The organism is Brevundimonas pishanensis, from assembly GCF_022750635.1.
Taxonomy (GTDB): Bacteria; Pseudomonadota; Alphaproteobacteria; order Caulobacterales; family Caulobacteraceae; genus Brevundimonas; species Brevundimonas pishanensis.
Genome location: NZ_JAJKBG010000002.1, coordinates 139838 through 154625 on the forward strand (window position 1 = coordinate 139838; position 14788 = coordinate 154625).

General features: G+C 62.1%; 14 protein-coding genes. 3 read left to right on the forward strand and 11 right to left on the reverse strand.

The features are described 5' to 3' along the window. Nucleotides 1–79 precede the first annotated feature (79 nt). Nucleotides 80–1459 carry a glutathione-disulfide reductase gene (gor, locus tag LOX95_RS04320; RefSeq protein WP_242913244.1) on the forward strand — a complete coding sequence of 460 codons (1380 nt, stop codon included), beginning with the start codon at nt 80–82 and terminating at the stop codon, nt 1457–1459. Here gor and LOX95_RS04325 read toward each other — a convergent pair. From LOX95_RS04325 to parE, 7 genes are all read right to left on the reverse strand, one after another. Then, the gene (locus tag LOX95_RS04325) at nt 1456–1890 is read right to left on the reverse strand and encodes a J domain-containing protein (protein ID WP_242913245.1); all 435 of its coding nucleotides are present in this window, start codon (nt 1888–1890) and stop codon (nt 1456–1458) included. The genes gor and LOX95_RS04325 overlap by 4 nt on opposite strands. A gap of 7 nt (nt 1891–1897) precedes the next feature. Next, the gene (locus LOX95_RS04330; protein ID WP_242913246.1) at nt 1898–2731 is read right to left on the reverse strand and encodes a division plane positioning ATPase MipZ; all 834 of its coding nucleotides are present in this window, start codon (nt 2729–2731) and stop codon (nt 1898–1900) included. A 97-nt stretch (nt 2732–2828) separates the two neighbouring features. Next, a complete protein-coding gene (locus LOX95_RS04335) occupies nt 2829–3437 on the reverse strand; it encodes an SPOR domain-containing protein (RefSeq protein WP_242913247.1) in 609 nt (202 codons plus the stop codon). A 161-nt stretch (nt 3438–3598) separates the two neighbouring features. After that, nucleotides 3599–4360 (reverse strand): chorismate mutase, encoded by a 762-nt coding sequence (locus tag LOX95_RS04340; protein WP_242913248.1) that lies wholly within the window; start codon nt 4358–4360, stop codon nt 3599–3601. 284 nt (nt 4361–4644) lie between these two features. Beyond that, complete coding sequence (locus tag LOX95_RS04345) at nt 4645–5217, reverse strand: prephenate dehydratase domain-containing protein (protein WP_242913249.1); 573 nt, start codon at nt 5215–5217, stop codon at nt 4645–4647. Then, the gene (locus tag LOX95_RS04350; protein WP_242913250.1) at nt 5214–6584 is read right to left on the reverse strand and encodes a class II 3-deoxy-7-phosphoheptulonate synthase; all 1371 of its coding nucleotides are present in this window, start codon (nt 6582–6584) and stop codon (nt 5214–5216) included. Before LOX95_RS04350 ends, LOX95_RS04345 begins: the two co-directional genes overlap by 4 nt. Before the next feature lie 123 nt (nt 6585–6707). Continuing rightward, entirely contained in the window at nt 6708–8810 is a 2103-nt protein-coding gene (gene parE, locus LOX95_RS04355; RefSeq protein ID WP_242913251.1) for a DNA topoisomerase IV subunit B, read from the reverse strand. A gap of 516 nt (nt 8811–9326) precedes the next feature. Here parE and LOX95_RS04360 point away from each other — a divergent pair. After that, entirely contained in the window at nt 9327–9647 is a 321-nt protein-coding gene (locus LOX95_RS04360; protein ID WP_242913252.1) for a hypothetical protein, read from the forward strand. On the opposite strand, the gene LOX95_RS04365 is transcribed toward LOX95_RS04360, so the two are convergent. Then, nucleotides 9595–10914 carry an O-antigen ligase family protein gene (locus tag LOX95_RS04365; RefSeq protein ID WP_242913253.1) on the reverse strand — a complete coding sequence of 440 codons (1320 nt, stop codon included), beginning with the start codon at nt 10912–10914 and terminating at the stop codon, nt 9595–9597. The two genes, LOX95_RS04360 and LOX95_RS04365, sit on opposite strands and share 53 nt — an antisense overlap. 211 nt (nt 10915–11125) lie before the next feature. On the opposite strand from LOX95_RS04365, the gene LOX95_RS04370 reads away from it, so the two are divergent. Next, nucleotides 11126–11683, forward strand: a complete 558-nt coding sequence (locus LOX95_RS04370; RefSeq protein WP_242913254.1) for a hypothetical protein — start codon at nt 11126–11128, stop codon at nt 11681–11683. Between the two features lies 1 nt (nt 11684). Here LOX95_RS04370 and LOX95_RS04375 read toward each other — a convergent pair whose 3' ends face one another. From LOX95_RS04375 to LOX95_RS04385, 3 genes are all read right to left on the reverse strand, one after another. Then, complete coding sequence (locus LOX95_RS04375) at nt 11685–14021, reverse strand: ATP-dependent helicase (RefSeq protein ID WP_242913255.1); 2337 nt, start codon at nt 14019–14021, stop codon at nt 11685–11687. A gap of 82 nt (nt 14022–14103) precedes the next feature. Beyond that, the gene (locus LOX95_RS04380) at nt 14104–14343 is read right to left on the reverse strand and encodes a ribbon-helix-helix domain-containing protein (RefSeq protein ID WP_242913256.1); all 240 of its coding nucleotides are present in this window, start codon (nt 14341–14343) and stop codon (nt 14104–14106) included. A gap of 4 nt (nt 14344–14347) precedes the next feature. Then, entirely contained in the window at nt 14348–14770 is a 423-nt protein-coding gene (locus LOX95_RS04385; protein WP_242913257.1) for a YbaY family lipoprotein, read from the reverse strand. Between the last annotated feature and the right edge of the window lie 18 nt (nt 14771–14788).

A 14788-nucleotide genomic window follows, 5' to 3' on the forward strand; every position in this document is an offset into this window, starting at 1 on the left:
CCCGATTTCGTGAGGCCCAGCACTCGCGAATGGGCGTCAGGCGCATTAAATAACGCCCGACAACTTTGTGGAGCCTTCTATGTCCAAATCCTATGACTACGACCTGTTCGTGATCGGTGCAGGTTCGGGGGGCGTGCGAGCAGCCCGCCTTACGGCCATGGGAGGCAAGAAGGTCGCTGTCGCCGAAGAGTATCGGGTCGGTGGTACCTGCGTGATCCGTGGGTGTGTGCCCAAGAAGTTCATGGTCATGGCGTCGGACATCACCCACCAGATCGAGGTGGCCGAGGGCTTTGGCTGGACCATCGAGAAGGCCAGCTTCGACTGGCCCAAATTCCGCGACACCAAGGAAACCGAGATTGCGCGCCTGTCGGGCCTCTATAACGCCAACCTGTCCAAGGCGGGCGTCGAGGTCATCAACGGCCGTGCGGTCCTAAAGGACAAACACACTGTAGAAATCGTGGGCACGGGCCAGACGGTCACCGCAGAGCGTATTTTGATCGCCGTTGGTGGCCGCCCGTTTGTACCGACCTTCCCGGGCTCCGACCTGACCATCACCTCGGAAGAGGCCTTCCATCTGCCGGAACTGCCCAAGCGTATCGTGGTGGTGGGCGGTGGCTACATCGCTGTGGAGTTCGCAGGCATCTTTGCGGGCTTGGGCGTGGAGACCACGCTTGTTTATCGTGGTCCGGGCATCCTTCGCGGGTTCGATGACGACGTCAGCGCCCATCTGACGCGTGAAATCGAGCGTCACGGCATCAAGGTCGTCCTGAGCGCCGAGCACACGGCGATCGAGAAAACCGAAACCGGTCTCCTCAATCGCCTCAGCAACGGCATGGAGTTGGAAACCGATGTGGTGATGTTCGCCACCGGTCGAGTGCCCTATGTGAAGGATCTGGGCCTGGAAAACGCTGGCGTGGCGTTGAACGACAAGGGCGCGATCAAGGTCGACGAATATTCGCAAACGACGGCGGACAACATCTGGGCCGTGGGCGATGTGACCGATCGCGTGAACCTGACGCCGGTTGCCATCCGCGAAGCCGTGGCCTTCCACGAGACGGTGTACAAGAATAACCCGCAGACCGTGGATCACACCAATATCGCGACGGCTGTCTTCAGCCAGCCGCCGGTCGGCACTGTTGGACTGACCGAGGCCGAGGCACGCAAAGTCTGCCCGGGCGAGGTCGATATCTACGTCGCCAACTTCCGTCCGATGAAATACGCCTTCTATGGCGCAGAGCATCGCATGCTGATGAAGCTGGTGGTGGATGCCACCACCCAGAAGGTGGTAGGCTGTCACATTGTGGGTGACGATGCGCCGGAAATGATCCAGCTGGCCGGTATCGCGGTGAAAGCGGGCCTTACCAAGCAACAGTGGGACGAGACCTGCGCCGTTCACCCGACGGCGGCAGAAGAGCTTGTGCTGTTGAAGGAAAAGCGCGTCGTCGAGCAGCTGCCCTAATCGAGCAGGCGATCGCGGGCCGCGTTAACACGCGCGGCCAATCCCTCGGACCCACCCTGATCGGGGTGGGTTCTTGCCATGAGGCGCTTCCAGGCGGCTTGGATGTCCTGTGGGCTCGCGTCCGGACCGACACCCAAGATGGCGCGGGCTTCGCTCTTGCTCATCCGGGATGACGGGTTCGGATTTGAGGGTCGGGGCGGGGCCGTCCTGATCCGCGACTGGACCACCAGATAACCGCCGGCCAGAGCCAGCGCCGCTGCAACCCAGTATGAGTTGCGCGCAACGCTAAGGACGGCACCTGCAAAGCAGACGCCGCCCAATAGGGTTGCCGATATCCGCCAATGACCGCGACGGGCTTTTTCAGTCTGCTTGCCTAGCCGGACAAGAACCCACAGCGCCACGGCCGCTAGGCCCAGCCCGATTAAAAGCATACCGCGTTTATGCCGCTTCGATCAGCGGCGCACCGTTGTCTTCGAGGCCCATGTCGGCCAGCAAGCCGCGCAGCTCTTGCCGCGCCGAGATGTGCGACATGGTGATCGATACTGGCTTGATGTCGTCGGACAGGTCGGCAACCGTCAGGCCGAATGGGAACAACTCGCGATAGATCACGCGTTCGCGCAGTCCGGGGCCGACGCGGAAGCCCACGCGCTTGGCCAGCTTGCCCATACGCTCTTCCAGACGGTCGCGGTTGCGCGCGTGCACGCCTTGCAGACGGTTGGTGACAACCAGCCAGTCGATGGTGGCCTGACGGCCTTGCTCGATGGCGCGTTGCTTGCGGGCTTCCCAGACGCTTTCCGAATAGATCGACGGCTTTTGCAGCTCGAGCGTGACGGGATCGACCTGACCCAACAGGTCAAAGTCGACGAAGCTGTCGTTCATCGGAGTGACGATCTGGTCCGCACGGGCGTGCGCCACGCGCGACAGGGTCGTGTCACCGCCGGGAGTGTCGATCAGAATGACTTCGGCATTGGGAACGGCGTCCGCAAAGGCGGCCTCGAACTTGGCAAGCTGTTCGGCCGGTTCGGCCTTGGCCAGAGCCTTGCCGTCGCCCATGTCCGGCACATAAGGCTGGGGCAGTTCATGCCCGTTAGCGGCCAGCCAGACTTTGCGGTTGGCAAAGAAGCGCTCCATCGAACGCTGGCGAAGGTCGAGATCGATGATGGCGACCTTCTTGCCCGCGTGGAGCAGGCCCGTGGCAATATGGATGGCGAGGGTCGACTTACCCGCTCCGCCTTTTTCATTGCCGATGACGATGACCAGAGGCTGCGCCATTGTGAGAACCCACTTTCAGGACGGGCGCGACTCAATAGCGAGGGCCCTGCATTATGGCGGGAAGATCACGCCACACGCCCAAATCGTCAATGAAAGCTTAATGGAAGATTGTGGATGCGTCCGCAGTCGTGACCGCGCGGGCGCACCAGGGATCAGCCGAGGCCACGGATTGGCAAAGGTTTTGTACCCGATCTTCGCGGGCAGACACGCGCAAACGCACAAGTTGGCGACCGCCAACTTCGGTCGGCTCGAACTGGGGGGCAAGGCCTCGCAGGGTGGCGGCATTGGCACCGGTGTTCAGGCGGTCCCACGCCGAGCGGGCCGCCTGTTCACTGCTGTAGGCCCCCAGTTGGACCGTGCGGAAGGCGGCACCTGATCCGGTCGCAGGTGTCGTTGTGGGGGGCGTGGGGGCGACAGGGATTGGGGACGAGGCGTCGGTGCTCAAGACGACGACGGGGGCTTGGCCGGAGTTGTCGGACACCAAGACAGCCTTGGTCGTACCCTCTGCCACCTCGATAGACGGCACTTTAAGCGGGCCATCGCGCAGGTCCCACAACTGATGCGGGGACATCAGTTCGACGCGCAGAGGCCGGGCCGGGCGATGCGCGGCGGGAGCCTCGTTGAGAGGTAACAGCGTGGGTGTACTCAGGCTGTCGTTGCCGACATCCTTGGGCGAGAGCGGAATGGACGACACATGTTCGGCCATCGCCTGATAGGTCGACGTGCTGCTTTGACCAGAGTTGTCGCATGCCGATAGGCAGGCGGAGACCGCAGTCAGGCAGACAAGGGGACGCAAGAACACAGCTCTCATGGTCCCCACTGTCGCTGCGCAATCTTGCGGCGTGGTTAACGCGATAAAAACTCTTGTTAGATGACTGCGCCGACGCAGCCTTCGGCGTCACCGACGCTGAGGTCTGCTTCGGTCAGGGCCAAGGTCCAGCCGTGATGGGTGTTCAAGCCCCAGCGGCGTGCGCCGGAACCATCGCCCGCGTCGCCACCAGCAGTGACCGTCACGCGGCGACCCGTCGGCAAGGCAGGCGGATCGATCTTGCCGACAGCCAGCGCAGTCGGGTTGTCGCGACCGCCCAGACCCTCGAAGACGCTGAGCATCGACCATTCTTTGCGCAGGCCAATCCACCAAGGCTCGTCGCCGTTGATGGCCAGAACCGACACGCCATTACCCTCGGCCGCGTGTTGCAGGGCGGTCTCGGCGCTGTAAACGACACGGATATCGGCAGCGGCACCGAAGCGGGTGCGGGCGGCATCCATGGCGCGGGCACCATCTACCGGAGCATAGACCTGAACCTGCAGACGGCCCTGACGGGCTAGACCCCAGCCGACGATCTCGCGCCAAAGGGCACCGACGGCTTCTTTATTTTCCGGCTGGGCGTTGCCTACAAGGCGGCCCAGCACGGACTGCTCGCGGTCGGGGCGCAGCTTGGTGTGCGGTCCGGTCGGGGCGTCCTTGGCCTTGCCGACTTGGGCTGCAATCGCAAGACGACGCTCGAACAGTTCGAGGATCTGGTCGTCGATGCTGTCGATTTCAGCGCGGAGGGCCGACAGGGCCTGTTGCTCGGCAGTCAACTCGGTCACCTCGACGGGCAGGGATTTTTGCAGGGTGGTGGTCATGGCACTAGCTTTGAATTCGGTTTTTCGATGGGGAGAAAACGCGCAAGGGCGCAATGCCGCTCTGGTCAGAGACGGTCGCCGGAGAAGCTGTCAGGAAACGGGGTGTCCCAACGCCTCAGCCGGCGTATCGAAAGCCGTAAAAGCTAAAGCCATAATAGAAACCGGCCACTTCGTACGAAGCGGTTTCAAGGACGAATTGTGCGTTCGAAGACGACATTTTCGGGTCCGGTTTCTGGATCAATGTTGATCCGACGGGTTCTTAAACACGCAAAGTTTGTGCGTGGTCAACCCTTGGGGGGTCCTAAAAGGACAAAGCGTGTGCGATTGTCACTGAAATCCTGAAGATCGTTGCGCAAAATCTGCAGGCCATAAACCTCTGCCGCACGGGCCGGAGCCACAGCAGCGCGGGTGAGATCGCCTGCTTCTGCAACGTCGCGGGCCGCACCGGCGGTGTCGAACACCACCAAAGGTTCAATGCGCAGCGCCTTCAGGCTCTGGGTGCATTGCTGCAGCGCGATGGGGTGGCTCTCAGCGGTTTTGATATCCGACAGTCGCGCCGAGGGCAGGGCCAGAAGCGCGTGCCGGATCGGACGCCATGCCTCGGACAGCGGTTCAAGCCCTGCTTCCTCGACGAGCGTGGCCGCAGGTTCGACCGTGCCGACTGTGGTGTTCTCCAGCGGGATCAAGGCCAGATCGCAGTCGCCGGTTAAGACAGCGTCGATCGCGCCCTCGAAGGTTTCGAACGCCACAGGAACGTCCCAAGGACGCAGGTCGAGGCAGGCCTCATGGCTGAAGGCACCCGGCGCGCCCTGATAAGAGATGCGGGCCGGGCGGACGTCTTCGGTCGTGTCGGTCATGCGGCTTTGGACTGGGCCTGACGTCCATCTTTCAGGCGCTCGGCGACCAGGAAGGCCAGTTCGAGTGCCTGATCGGCGTTGAGACGCGGATCGCAATGGGTGTGATAGCGGCTGGACAGGTCATCTTCGGTAACCGGCTGGGCACCGCCGAGGCATTCGGTGACGTTCTGGCCGGTCATTTCGAGGTGGACGCCGCCGGGGTGGACACCCTCGGCCTCGGCCACGTCGATGAAGCTGCGGACTTCACCCATGACGCGGTCGAACGGACGCGTCTTATAGCCGTTGGCGGCCTTGAGGGTGTTGCCGTGCATCGGGTCGATGGACCAGATCACGCGCTTGCCCTCGGCCTTCACCGCACGCATCAGCGCAGGCAGGCGGTCGCCGACCTTGTCATGGCCAAAACGGCCAATGAGCGTCAGACGGCCTGGAATATTGTTCGGGTTCAGCGCGTCGATCAGCGGAAGCAGGTCTTCTGACGTCATGGTCGGGCCGCACTTCACGCCGATGGGGTTCGAGATCCCCTTCATGAACTCGACGTGGGCACCATCCAACTGACGGGTGCGCTCGCCGATCCACAGCATGTGGGCCGAGGTGTCGAACCATTCGCCCGAACCGCTGTCGACACGGGTCAGAGCGGTTTCGAGGTTCAGCAGCAAGGCTTCGTGGCTGGTGAAGACCTCGACGCGCGACAGGTCAGGATGCGTCTGTGGCGTAACGCCAACCGCTTCCATGAAGGCCAATGCCTCGGTGATCTTGTCCGCCAGTTCACGGTACGCAGCGCCCGCACCGTTATCGGCAAAGCCCAGCGTCCACTTGTGGATGTTGTACAGGTCGGCATAGCCGCCGCCCGCAAACGCCCGCAGCAGGTTCAGTGTGGCCGACGACTGGTGATAGGCCTTCAGCAGACGCTGAGGGTCCGGAATACGCTCTTCCGGCGTGAAGCCCATGCCGTTGATGATGTCGCCACGATAGGACGGCAGTTCAACGCCACCGATTTCCTCGATGGGCGAGGAGCGGGGCTTGGCGAACTGACCTGCGATACGGCCCACCTTCACCACGGGCTTGCGGCCCGCGAACGTCAGCACGACCGCCATCTGAAGGATCAGACGGAAGGTATCGCGGATGTTGTCCGCCGAGAATTCTTTGAAGCTTTCGGCGCAGTCGCCGCCTTGCAGCAGGAAGGCATTACCGGCCTCAACCTGAGCAAGTTGCTGGGTAAGACGACGCGCTTCGCCCGCAAAGACGAGGGGCGGCATAGCCCGAAGTTCGTCTTCAACGCGGGCCAGTTCGGCCGCGTCAGGATAATCCGCCGGCATGTGCAGGGCGGGCATTTGTCTCCAGGAATCTGGGGTCCAGCGCTTAGTCATTTCCATAGAATAAGCGTTTCGCCTGCTTAGAACAATGAAAATGCCCACAATTGTGCGATGCGGAATAAAAAGAGCCGCCCCGATAGGGGCGGCTCCGTGTTTTGCGGTGGAATATGGCCGTGCTTAGACGTCGAGGACGTCTTGGGCGAACTGGGCATTCTCCTGAATGAACTGGTAGCGCGCCTCGGCCTTGCGGCCCATCAGGCGTTCGACCAGATCTTCGATCTCTTCTTCGCTTTCGGGCAAGGAGACACGAGCCAGCGTGCGCTTCTTCGGGTCCATCGTCGTTTCTTTGAGCTGGGACGCCATCATCTCGCCCAAGCCTTTGAAGCGGCCGATTTCGAACTTCTTGCCCTTGAAGACAGTCGCGATGAGTTCGTCGCGGTGGGCGTCGTCGCGGGCGTACTCGGACAGCGGGCCTGCCGAAATGCGGTACAGCGGCGGCAAAGCCATAAACAGTCGGCCCTGACGGATCAGGTCCGGCATCGAGCGGTAGAAGAAGGTAATCAGCAGGGCGGCAATGTGCGCGCCGTCGACGTCAGCGTCGGTCATGATGACGACGCGCTCATAGCGCAGGTCATCGACGCTGAAGCGGGTGCCCCCTTGAACGCCGAGTGCCAGCATCAGATCGGTCAGTTCGACGTTGGCGCGCAGTTTGTCCGCTGTAGCAGAGGCCACGTTCAGGATCTTACCGCGCAGCGGCAGAATGGCCTGGGTTGTACGGTCACGGGCCTGTTTGGCCGAACCGCCTGCCGAGTCACCTTCTACGATGAACAGTTCGGTGCCTTCGGCGGCCTGACGCGAGCAGTCGGCCAGCTTGCCGGGCAGGCGCAGCTTACGGGTAGCCGCGGCGCGCTGGACTTCCTTGTCCTTGCGTCGGCGCAGACGATCTTCGGCGCGGTCGATGACGAAGTTCAACAGGGTGTTGGCCTGTTTCGGGCTTTCCGTCAGCCACAGGTCGAACGGGTCGCGCAGCAGTTGCTCGGCCAGTCTCGCACCTTCCGGCGAGGACAGACGGTCCTTGGTCTGGCCCTGGAACTCCGGATTGCGAATGAAGATAGAGATCAGCGCGCCGGCGTTGGCGATCACGTCTTCGGCGGTGATCTGGGCGGCGCGTTTCTCGTTGGTCAGTTCACCATAGGCCTTGAGGCCCTTCACCAGAGCGGCGCGGAAGCCCGCTTCGTGGGTGCCGCCGTCAGGCGTGGAAACCGTATTACAGTAGGAGGCGACGAAGCTGTCGGCATCACCGAAGCCGATGGGCGACCATGTGACGGCCCATTCCAGCGCGCCAGCCTCGCCCTTACGCTCTACGCGGCCAGCGAAGACGGGCGTAACAGTCTCTATCTCGCCCACGCGCTCGGCCAGTGCATCGGCCAGACCACCGGGGAAGTGCAGGGTCGCAGACGCAGGCGTCTGATCGGTGATGCGTTCAGGTGCACAGGTCCATTTGATCTCGACGCCACGGAACAGATAGGCCTTGGCGCGGGCCATGCGGAACAGGCGAGCGGGCTTGAAGGCCGCGCCTGCGCCGAAAATCTCTTCATCCGGTTTGAAGCGGATGCGGGTGCCTTTTTTCTTCGACGGGCCGACTTGCTCGATTGGGCCAAGCACGTGGCCGCGGCTGAACGACTGACGCCATTCAAAGCCGTCACGCCAGACGGTGACATCGAGGTTGGTAGACAGGGCGTTCACGACCGAAACGCCCACGCCGTGCAGACCGCCGGACGTCTCATAGGCCTTGCCGGAGAACTTGCCGCCCGAGTGCAGCACGCTCATGACCACTTCCAGCGCCGACTTGCCCGGATACTTCGGGTGTGGGTCAACAGGGATACCGCGGCCGTCGTCGCGAACCGACAGGAAGCCGTCGGCGTCCAGATCGACCGTGATCAGCTTGGCGTGCTTGGCGACGGCTTCGTCCATCGCGTTGTCGAGCACTTCGGCGAACAGGTGGTGCAGGGCACGTTCGTCGGTGCCACCGATGTACATACCGGGGCGCTTACGGACAGGCTCAAGACCTTCCAGAACTTCGATCGACTCTGCCGAATAGCCGGTGGCCTGAGCCGCGCTGGTGGCACCTGCCGAAGCGGGCGCAGCCACAGGGGCCTTCGCAACCGGAGCGGCAGGGACAGGGGCAGGCGCAGCCGCCTTTACCGCAACCGGAGCTTCCTTTTTCGGCTCGGGTTTCGGCTCGGGCTGATCGTCATTCAACTGGGAAAAAAGGTCCATGAACTCAGTCTGCGGTGATTCGGAACGAGGTCACCTAGGACGATAGGCCCTGTGGTGCAAGCGGGGGTGGATTATTGGTCCACAACAGTGGGCAAGGCACTCTTTGAGCGGTTGCGGGTTAGGCATCCCATGACCCGACGAGACGACAGCAAGCAAGGCTTTAAGTATAACCGTTCAAAGACTACCGGGCTTGGGCCATCTACGGTCCGTTTGTCGCCGCCGTCATGTTGAACGCTATTGTGCGCCCCTCGCTAGCGACCCCACTGGGCGGCGAGCTTGTCAGTCGGGGCGGCTCCACCAGAGGCAACGATCGTTGGTGGGTGTTTGATGATGCAATACGCGCGGATCATCCTTGGTTGACTGGATTCCTGTCGCTTTCTGACGGGCTGATCGGGATTGGTTTCTTTGCCCTGATCGCCATTCTGCTGTCAGGAGGTTGGCTGGCAAACCGGTTAAAGGCGAGGCACCCTTAAGCGCCCCGGGAGTTTTCCCTCCGACGGGGGAGCACTTTAGGCCATGCGCGATAAGCCGATCTTTGAGTACTGGGTGTTGTTATTCTTCGTGCCGGTGGGGGTTGTGTTTCTGCTTAACGGCGTGGTGCGCCCGCTTATGGGGTCGGCGCTGGGTGGCACGATGGTGCGGACCAGCAACAACATACGGCGCGGTGACATATGGTGGATGTTCGACGACGCGACCCGCGCTGATCATCCGCTGCTCACAGGCTTTCTGGCGGATTATTCGAATGGAGCAATTGCCCTGACGGGCGTTGTTACCGTGATCGGCCTTATGACGGCAGGTTGGGTGGCGAAGCAGGTTCGGTCACGCTTGCCTCGGTAGGGTCAAACGCGCGGGCCAGCGCGGCAAGGCAGAGCACCCACGGCAGGTTCTGGGCCGTCATCACCACACTCTCCGACAGGCTCAATAGGACGAAGATGCCCAGATGGGCCAGAGACCACCAACCTTCGGTCTTCCCAGACCTACCAGCCCGCACAACGTGGATTAGCCCAGTGAGGGCCGTGACTGCGCCCGTGAAAATGGCACCGGTCCAGCCCAGTTCTAGCAGGATGTCCAGCCACCCGTGGTGGGCGGACGGGACGTCCCATCCGGTGCTGTGGCGTATCCAGTTGGCAGGCACGGATTCCTTGCCCCAGAAGGCGTTGTAACCATAACCCAAGGCGGGATGCTGCGCGCAGGCCTTGGCCACGGCCTCCCAGATCTCGGTGCGACCGGTCAGGGTCGGGTCCTTGCCCAGCAAGGCTAGAATAGCAGCGGAATCAGTTGTCCAAATCCACCACCCGACGCCGGCAACCACGACCCCGCACCAGACGGCGATGATACCCAACACGGGCCCGCCCCGCCGCATCACCGCTAATGCGGTCACGACGCCGACACCCAGCATGAGGCAGACCAAAGACGTCTTGGAGGCCGTCGCCAGTGCCAGCCCAGAGCACAGCACCAGCGTGCTGATGGCCAGTTTGGGGCGATCACTCCCAGCCGCCAGCCATGATGCAGCTCCGACGGCACAGGCCACCATCACCAGCCCCATCTGGTTCTTCTCGTACCAGATACCCCGCCACAGGCCGTCATTCACACCGTGGTGCACACCGATGTGCGGAAGGAAAAGGACGAACAGCACCGACAATCCGCCCATCCACAGGCCCGCCATCGCCAACAGGCGGGGCAGGGCGGCACCTCGATATCGCGCCCCCAGATAGACAGCGAAGGCGCTGTTCACTGACAAGGCGATAAATCGACGCTGGGTCGTCTCCGGATCAATGGACCAATAGCGCGACGCAAAGGCCAGCAAGGCCATCAGAGCGACCAACATGGCCGCCGGCCAAACCCGCACCAGATCGCGCCAACGCAACAGACAAAGCCCTACCGTCACCGCATAACTGGGCAACCAGAACAGGCGAAGCGCAGTGTTCTCGACCTGATCGGGTGCCAAGATCGGCCCGATCAGCGCCCCTGTTAGCATTATCAGCACATAGAAGGCCGCGCCTTGTTCCCATGCTGGAATATTGCTGATCGACGAATCTTGTACGGAATGGCTATTCACCATTTGCGTAATCGTTTGGGATGCGGCGAATGAGGGGTGGGTCATGTTGGAGCGATTGTTCGGGTCTAGGCCATTTCTCGATGCGGATGTTGAAGCGTGGCACCTTGAAACATGGGCCTGGCTAATCGATCATTTCGCCTCTGAAGTTCCTTTAAAGTCGACGCCGCTCGTTCTGGCAAACGCTGATTTTTTTCCGGCGTCGGATGCCACCGGGCATGCGCGCGCCTTGCACGTATTCGACTGTGTTAAGCGGATCATGCACATCGAGGATTGGCCCTGTACGTTAGAGGCTCAGTCTCGTCGTACCGCAGGCCACAGGGTCGCCGAGTTTGTCGCTGTGGCAGGCGGAGATGACCCTAATGGCACATTCCGTATCGAGGAAGGCGGAGAGGTCATCATCACCTATGCGCCAGACCTGCTAGATCGGCCGGTGGAACTGGTCGCGACGCTGGCGCACGAACTAGCGCACTATCTTTTGGCGCACGAGAATGATCTGGACGAAGAAACCCACGAACTCATCACGGACCTGACCGTAGCCTATACGGGCCTAGGACTGTTTGGTGCCAATGCAGCGTTCAGTTTCAGCCAGCACGGCGACGCCTTCTCCCAAGGCTGGTCCAGCAAACGTTCGGGGTATCTGTCACCGCCGAGTTGGGCATTTGCCTTGGCGGTGTTCGCCCAACTGACAGACGACAACCGAGATTACAGACCTTGGTTGTCTGCGGAGGTGGCGGGGCCGTGGAGGGCCGCCATGAAGTATTTGGGTAAGTCTCCAGAGATTCTGGCCCCGTTGAGGGCTAAAATCGCGGGGTAAATCAGGCCTTCTCTACGAAGGTGTCGATGACTTTTTTCTCGCCGGCCTTGTCGAAGCTGACGATCAGTTTGTTGCCTTCGGTGGCCTTGACCGAGCCATAGCCGAACTTCTGGTGGAAGACGCGGTCGCCTCGCTTCATGCCATTGCCGGACTTGGGATCGGCGGTGGCGATCAGCTTGCCTTCGCCCTCGATGACGGCGCGGCGGGCATAGGCGGGCTGGCTAGAGGCGCTGGCGGCATTGGCCTGACCGCGCATCCACCCGGGCGAGCCATAGCTGCCGGAGAAGGTCGGGGCATCGTCCCAGCGGCTGCGGGCGTCCTTCATGCCTTGCGATGCGCCGTAGTAGCCGGTGTCGGAGGCGACCTCGACGTGTTCGATGGGCAGTTCGTCCACAAACCGGCTCGGCAGCTGGGTGGTCCAACGGCCATAGACCATGCGGTTGGCGGCAAAGCTGATGCGGGCGTCGCGCTTGGCGCGGGTGACGCCGACATAGGCCAGACGGCGCTCTTCCTCGAGGCCCTTCAGGCCCTTTTCATCGATGCTGCGCTGGCTGGGGAAGACGCCTTCTTCCCAGCCGGGCAGGAAGACCAGCGGAAACTCCAGCCCCTTGGCCCCGTGCAGAGTCATGATCTGAACCGCGCCGTCACTGTTTTCCTCGTCAGCGTTACGCTCGAGGTCCATCACCAGCGACACGTGCTCCAGATAGGCTTGCAGCGTGTCGAACTGCTGCATGGATTGCACCAGTTCCTTGAGGTTATCGAGGCGGGTCTGGCCGCTGGTGCGGTCGGCCTTTTGCATGTCGGTATAGCCGCTCTCTTCCAGAACGGTTTCCATCACCTGCCAGTGCGGAGTGCCCATCTTCAGCAGGTCGCGCCAGCGGTCGAGGTCGCGCACGAAATTGGTCAGCGGCGTGCGGGTGCGGCCCGGCAGCTCATCGTTGAGCATCAGATGGCGCACGGCCTGCATGGCCGAAACGCCATTCTCGCGGCCGATGTGCAGGATCTTCTGGACCGAGGTGTCGCCGACCCCACGCTTGGGCACATTGACGATGCGCTCGAACGCCAGATCGTCATTTTCCGATTGCAGCAGGCGCAGATAGGCGTGGGCATCGCGGATTTCTGCACGCTCGAAGAAGCGCGGGCCGCCGATGACCTTGTAGGGGATGGCCAGCATGACAAAGCGTTCTTCAAACGCCCGCATCTGGAAGGAAGCGCGCACCAGCACGGCGATGTCGCGATAGGGGATGCCGCGACGGCGGGCGTCCTCGACCTCCTCGGCGATCATACGGGCCTCGGCGTCACCGTCCCAGAACCCGCGCACGCGAACCTTGTCGCCGCTCTCGTCCTCGGTCCAAAGCTGTTTGCCGAGGCGCTCCTTATTGGCCGCGATTAGCGCACCGGCGGCCCCGAGGATATGCACCGTTGAGCGATAGTTCTGCTCCAGACGGATCACTTTGGCACCGGGGAAGTCCTTCTCGAAGCGCAGGATGTTGTCGACCTCTGCGCCGCGCCAGCCATAGATGGACTGGTCGTCATCGCCCACGCAGCAGACGTTGCCGGTAGAAGACGTCAGCAGGCGCAGCCACAGATACTGGGCGACGTTGGTGTCCTGATACTCGTCGACGAGGATGTATTTGAAGCGGCGACGGTATTCCTCGGCCAGATCAGCGTGTTGGCTCAGGATCGTCAGGTTGTGCAGCAGAAGGTCGCCGAAGTCACAGGCGTTCAGGGTGCGCAGGCGGTTTTGGTAGGCGGTGTAAAGCGCCTTGCCGCGCCCCTCGGCGAAATCCTCGCTGGGCGGCAGCTTTTCGGGCGTCCAGCCACGGTTTTTCCAGTGGTCGATGGCGGCGGCCAGCGACTTGGGCGTGTGCTTTTTGGTATCGACATTGGCCGCCTCAAGAAGCTGTTTCAGCAGCCGCTCCTGATCGTCGGTGTCGAGGATGGTGAAGGAGGATTGCAGACCCACCAGTTCGGCATGGCGGCGCAGGATCTGCGCGGCGACCGAGTGGAAGGTGCCCAGCCAGCGCAGGCCCTCGGCCTGATCACCGATCAGATGGCCAATCCGCTCGCGCATCTCGCGCGCGGCCTTGTTGGTGAAGGTGACGACCAGCAGCTCCCACGGACGCGCACGGCCTGTTGCCAGAATGTGGGCGAGGCGCGTGGTCAGCACCCGTGTCTTGCCCGTCCCCGCGCCGGCGAGCACCAGAACCGGACCCTCGGTCGTTTCCACGGCTTCGCGCTGCTCGGGGTTCAGACCCGCCAGATAGTCTTTCACAGCGCCTTGCGGCGGCTGCGGGCGGGCGAGGTCGGAGATGCGGACGGGCGGTTGATCGGTCACAGTTCACTCGGGCGGCGGAATCGTGAGTGAAACATAAGCGGAACATGGGCCAAAGTCAGGCCCGCAAACCCAGAAACCTTATTTAGTGGTCCCTGGCGTCGGCAAAGCCGCGATCACCGGCAGCCCATTGAAGAGCCAGAACGCGGCAAGCGGACGCCAAGGGGCGGCGGCCCCGCCACTCGTCGATGCGGATCAATAACTCTGCGCGGGTCAGTTTCAGCTCTTCGCCGATGCCATCCAGAACGGCCCAGAATTCCGGTTCCAGCGCTACTGACGTTGCGTGGCCCGAAAGGAGGACAGAGCGTTTGGCTAGGTTACTCACTGACTTACTTGACCCCGATCATAATGATTGTCGCCGCGTTTGACTGGCCCAGGGTCAGCACACCGTGATGCGTATCGGTGGTGAAGCGCAAATTGCCTGCGCTGTCACGAATTTCAGCGCGCGCGGCATAGCGATGGTTAGGCTGGATCGCACTGGACGGCACGGTCACGTGGACCCGATAGGGGGGAGAGCGCCCGTCCAGAGGCAATGACACCTCGTTCAACGTCTTGGCGGGCGCGTCGGCGAGGCTGACATCCTGAACACTGACGCGAAGGACGTGGCCGGGCGTCAGCGCAATCCGCTCGCGATATGCGGCGTTGATCTCGACCGTCTCGGTCGCCATCGACACCGATGAACCAGCCATATCGGTCGGCGCACACGCGGCTAGCGAAAGGAGGGATGCAGCAGCCAGAACGGTGAGTTTCATCTGAGTTCCATATGCAGG

Bases quoted from the DNA above. Each gene is read 5' to 3' on its own strand.
- gor (WP_242913244.1), top strand. From the start codon at position 80: ATGTCCAAATCCTATGACTACGACCTGTTCGTGATCGGTGCAGGTTCG.
- LOX95_RS04340 (WP_242913248.1), bottom strand. From the start codon at position 4,360: ATGACCACCACCCTGCAAAAATCCCTGCCCGTCGAGGTGACCGAGTTG.
- LOX95_RS04365 (WP_242913253.1), bottom strand. From the start codon at position 10,914: ATGACCCACCCCTCATTCGCCGCATCCCAAACGATTACGCAAATGGTG.
- LOX95_RS04345 (WP_242913249.1), bottom strand. From the start codon at position 5,217: ATGACCGACACGACCGAAGACGTCCGCCCGGCCCGCATCTCTTATCAG.
- LOX95_RS04350 (WP_242913250.1), bottom strand. From the start codon at position 6,584: ATGACTAAGCGCTGGACCCCAGATTCCTGGAGACAAATGCCCGCCCTG.
- LOX95_RS04370 (WP_242913254.1), top strand. From the start codon at position 11,126: ATGCACATCGAGGATTGGCCCTGTACGTTAGAGGCTCAGTCTCGTCGT.
- LOX95_RS04325 (WP_242913245.1), bottom strand. From the start codon at position 1,890: ATGCTTTTAATCGGGCTGGGCCTAGCGGCCGTGGCGCTGTGGGTTCTT.
- LOX95_RS04335 (WP_242913247.1), bottom strand. From the start codon at position 3,437: ATGGCCGAACATGTGTCGTCCATTCCGCTCTCGCCCAAGGATGTCGGC.
- LOX95_RS04330 (WP_242913246.1), bottom strand. From the start codon at position 2,731: ATGGCGCAGCCTCTGGTCATCGTCATCGGCAATGAAAAAGGCGGAGCG.
- LOX95_RS04385 (WP_242913257.1), bottom strand. From the start codon at position 14,770: ATGAAACTCACCGTTCTGGCTGCTGCATCCCTCCTTTCGCTAGCCGCG.
- LOX95_RS04360 (WP_242913252.1), top strand. From the start codon at position 9,327: ATGCGCGATAAGCCGATCTTTGAGTACTGGGTGTTGTTATTCTTCGTG.
- parE (WP_242913251.1), bottom strand. From the start codon at position 8,810: ATGGACCTTTTTTCCCAGTTGAATGACGATCAGCCCGAGCCGAAACCC.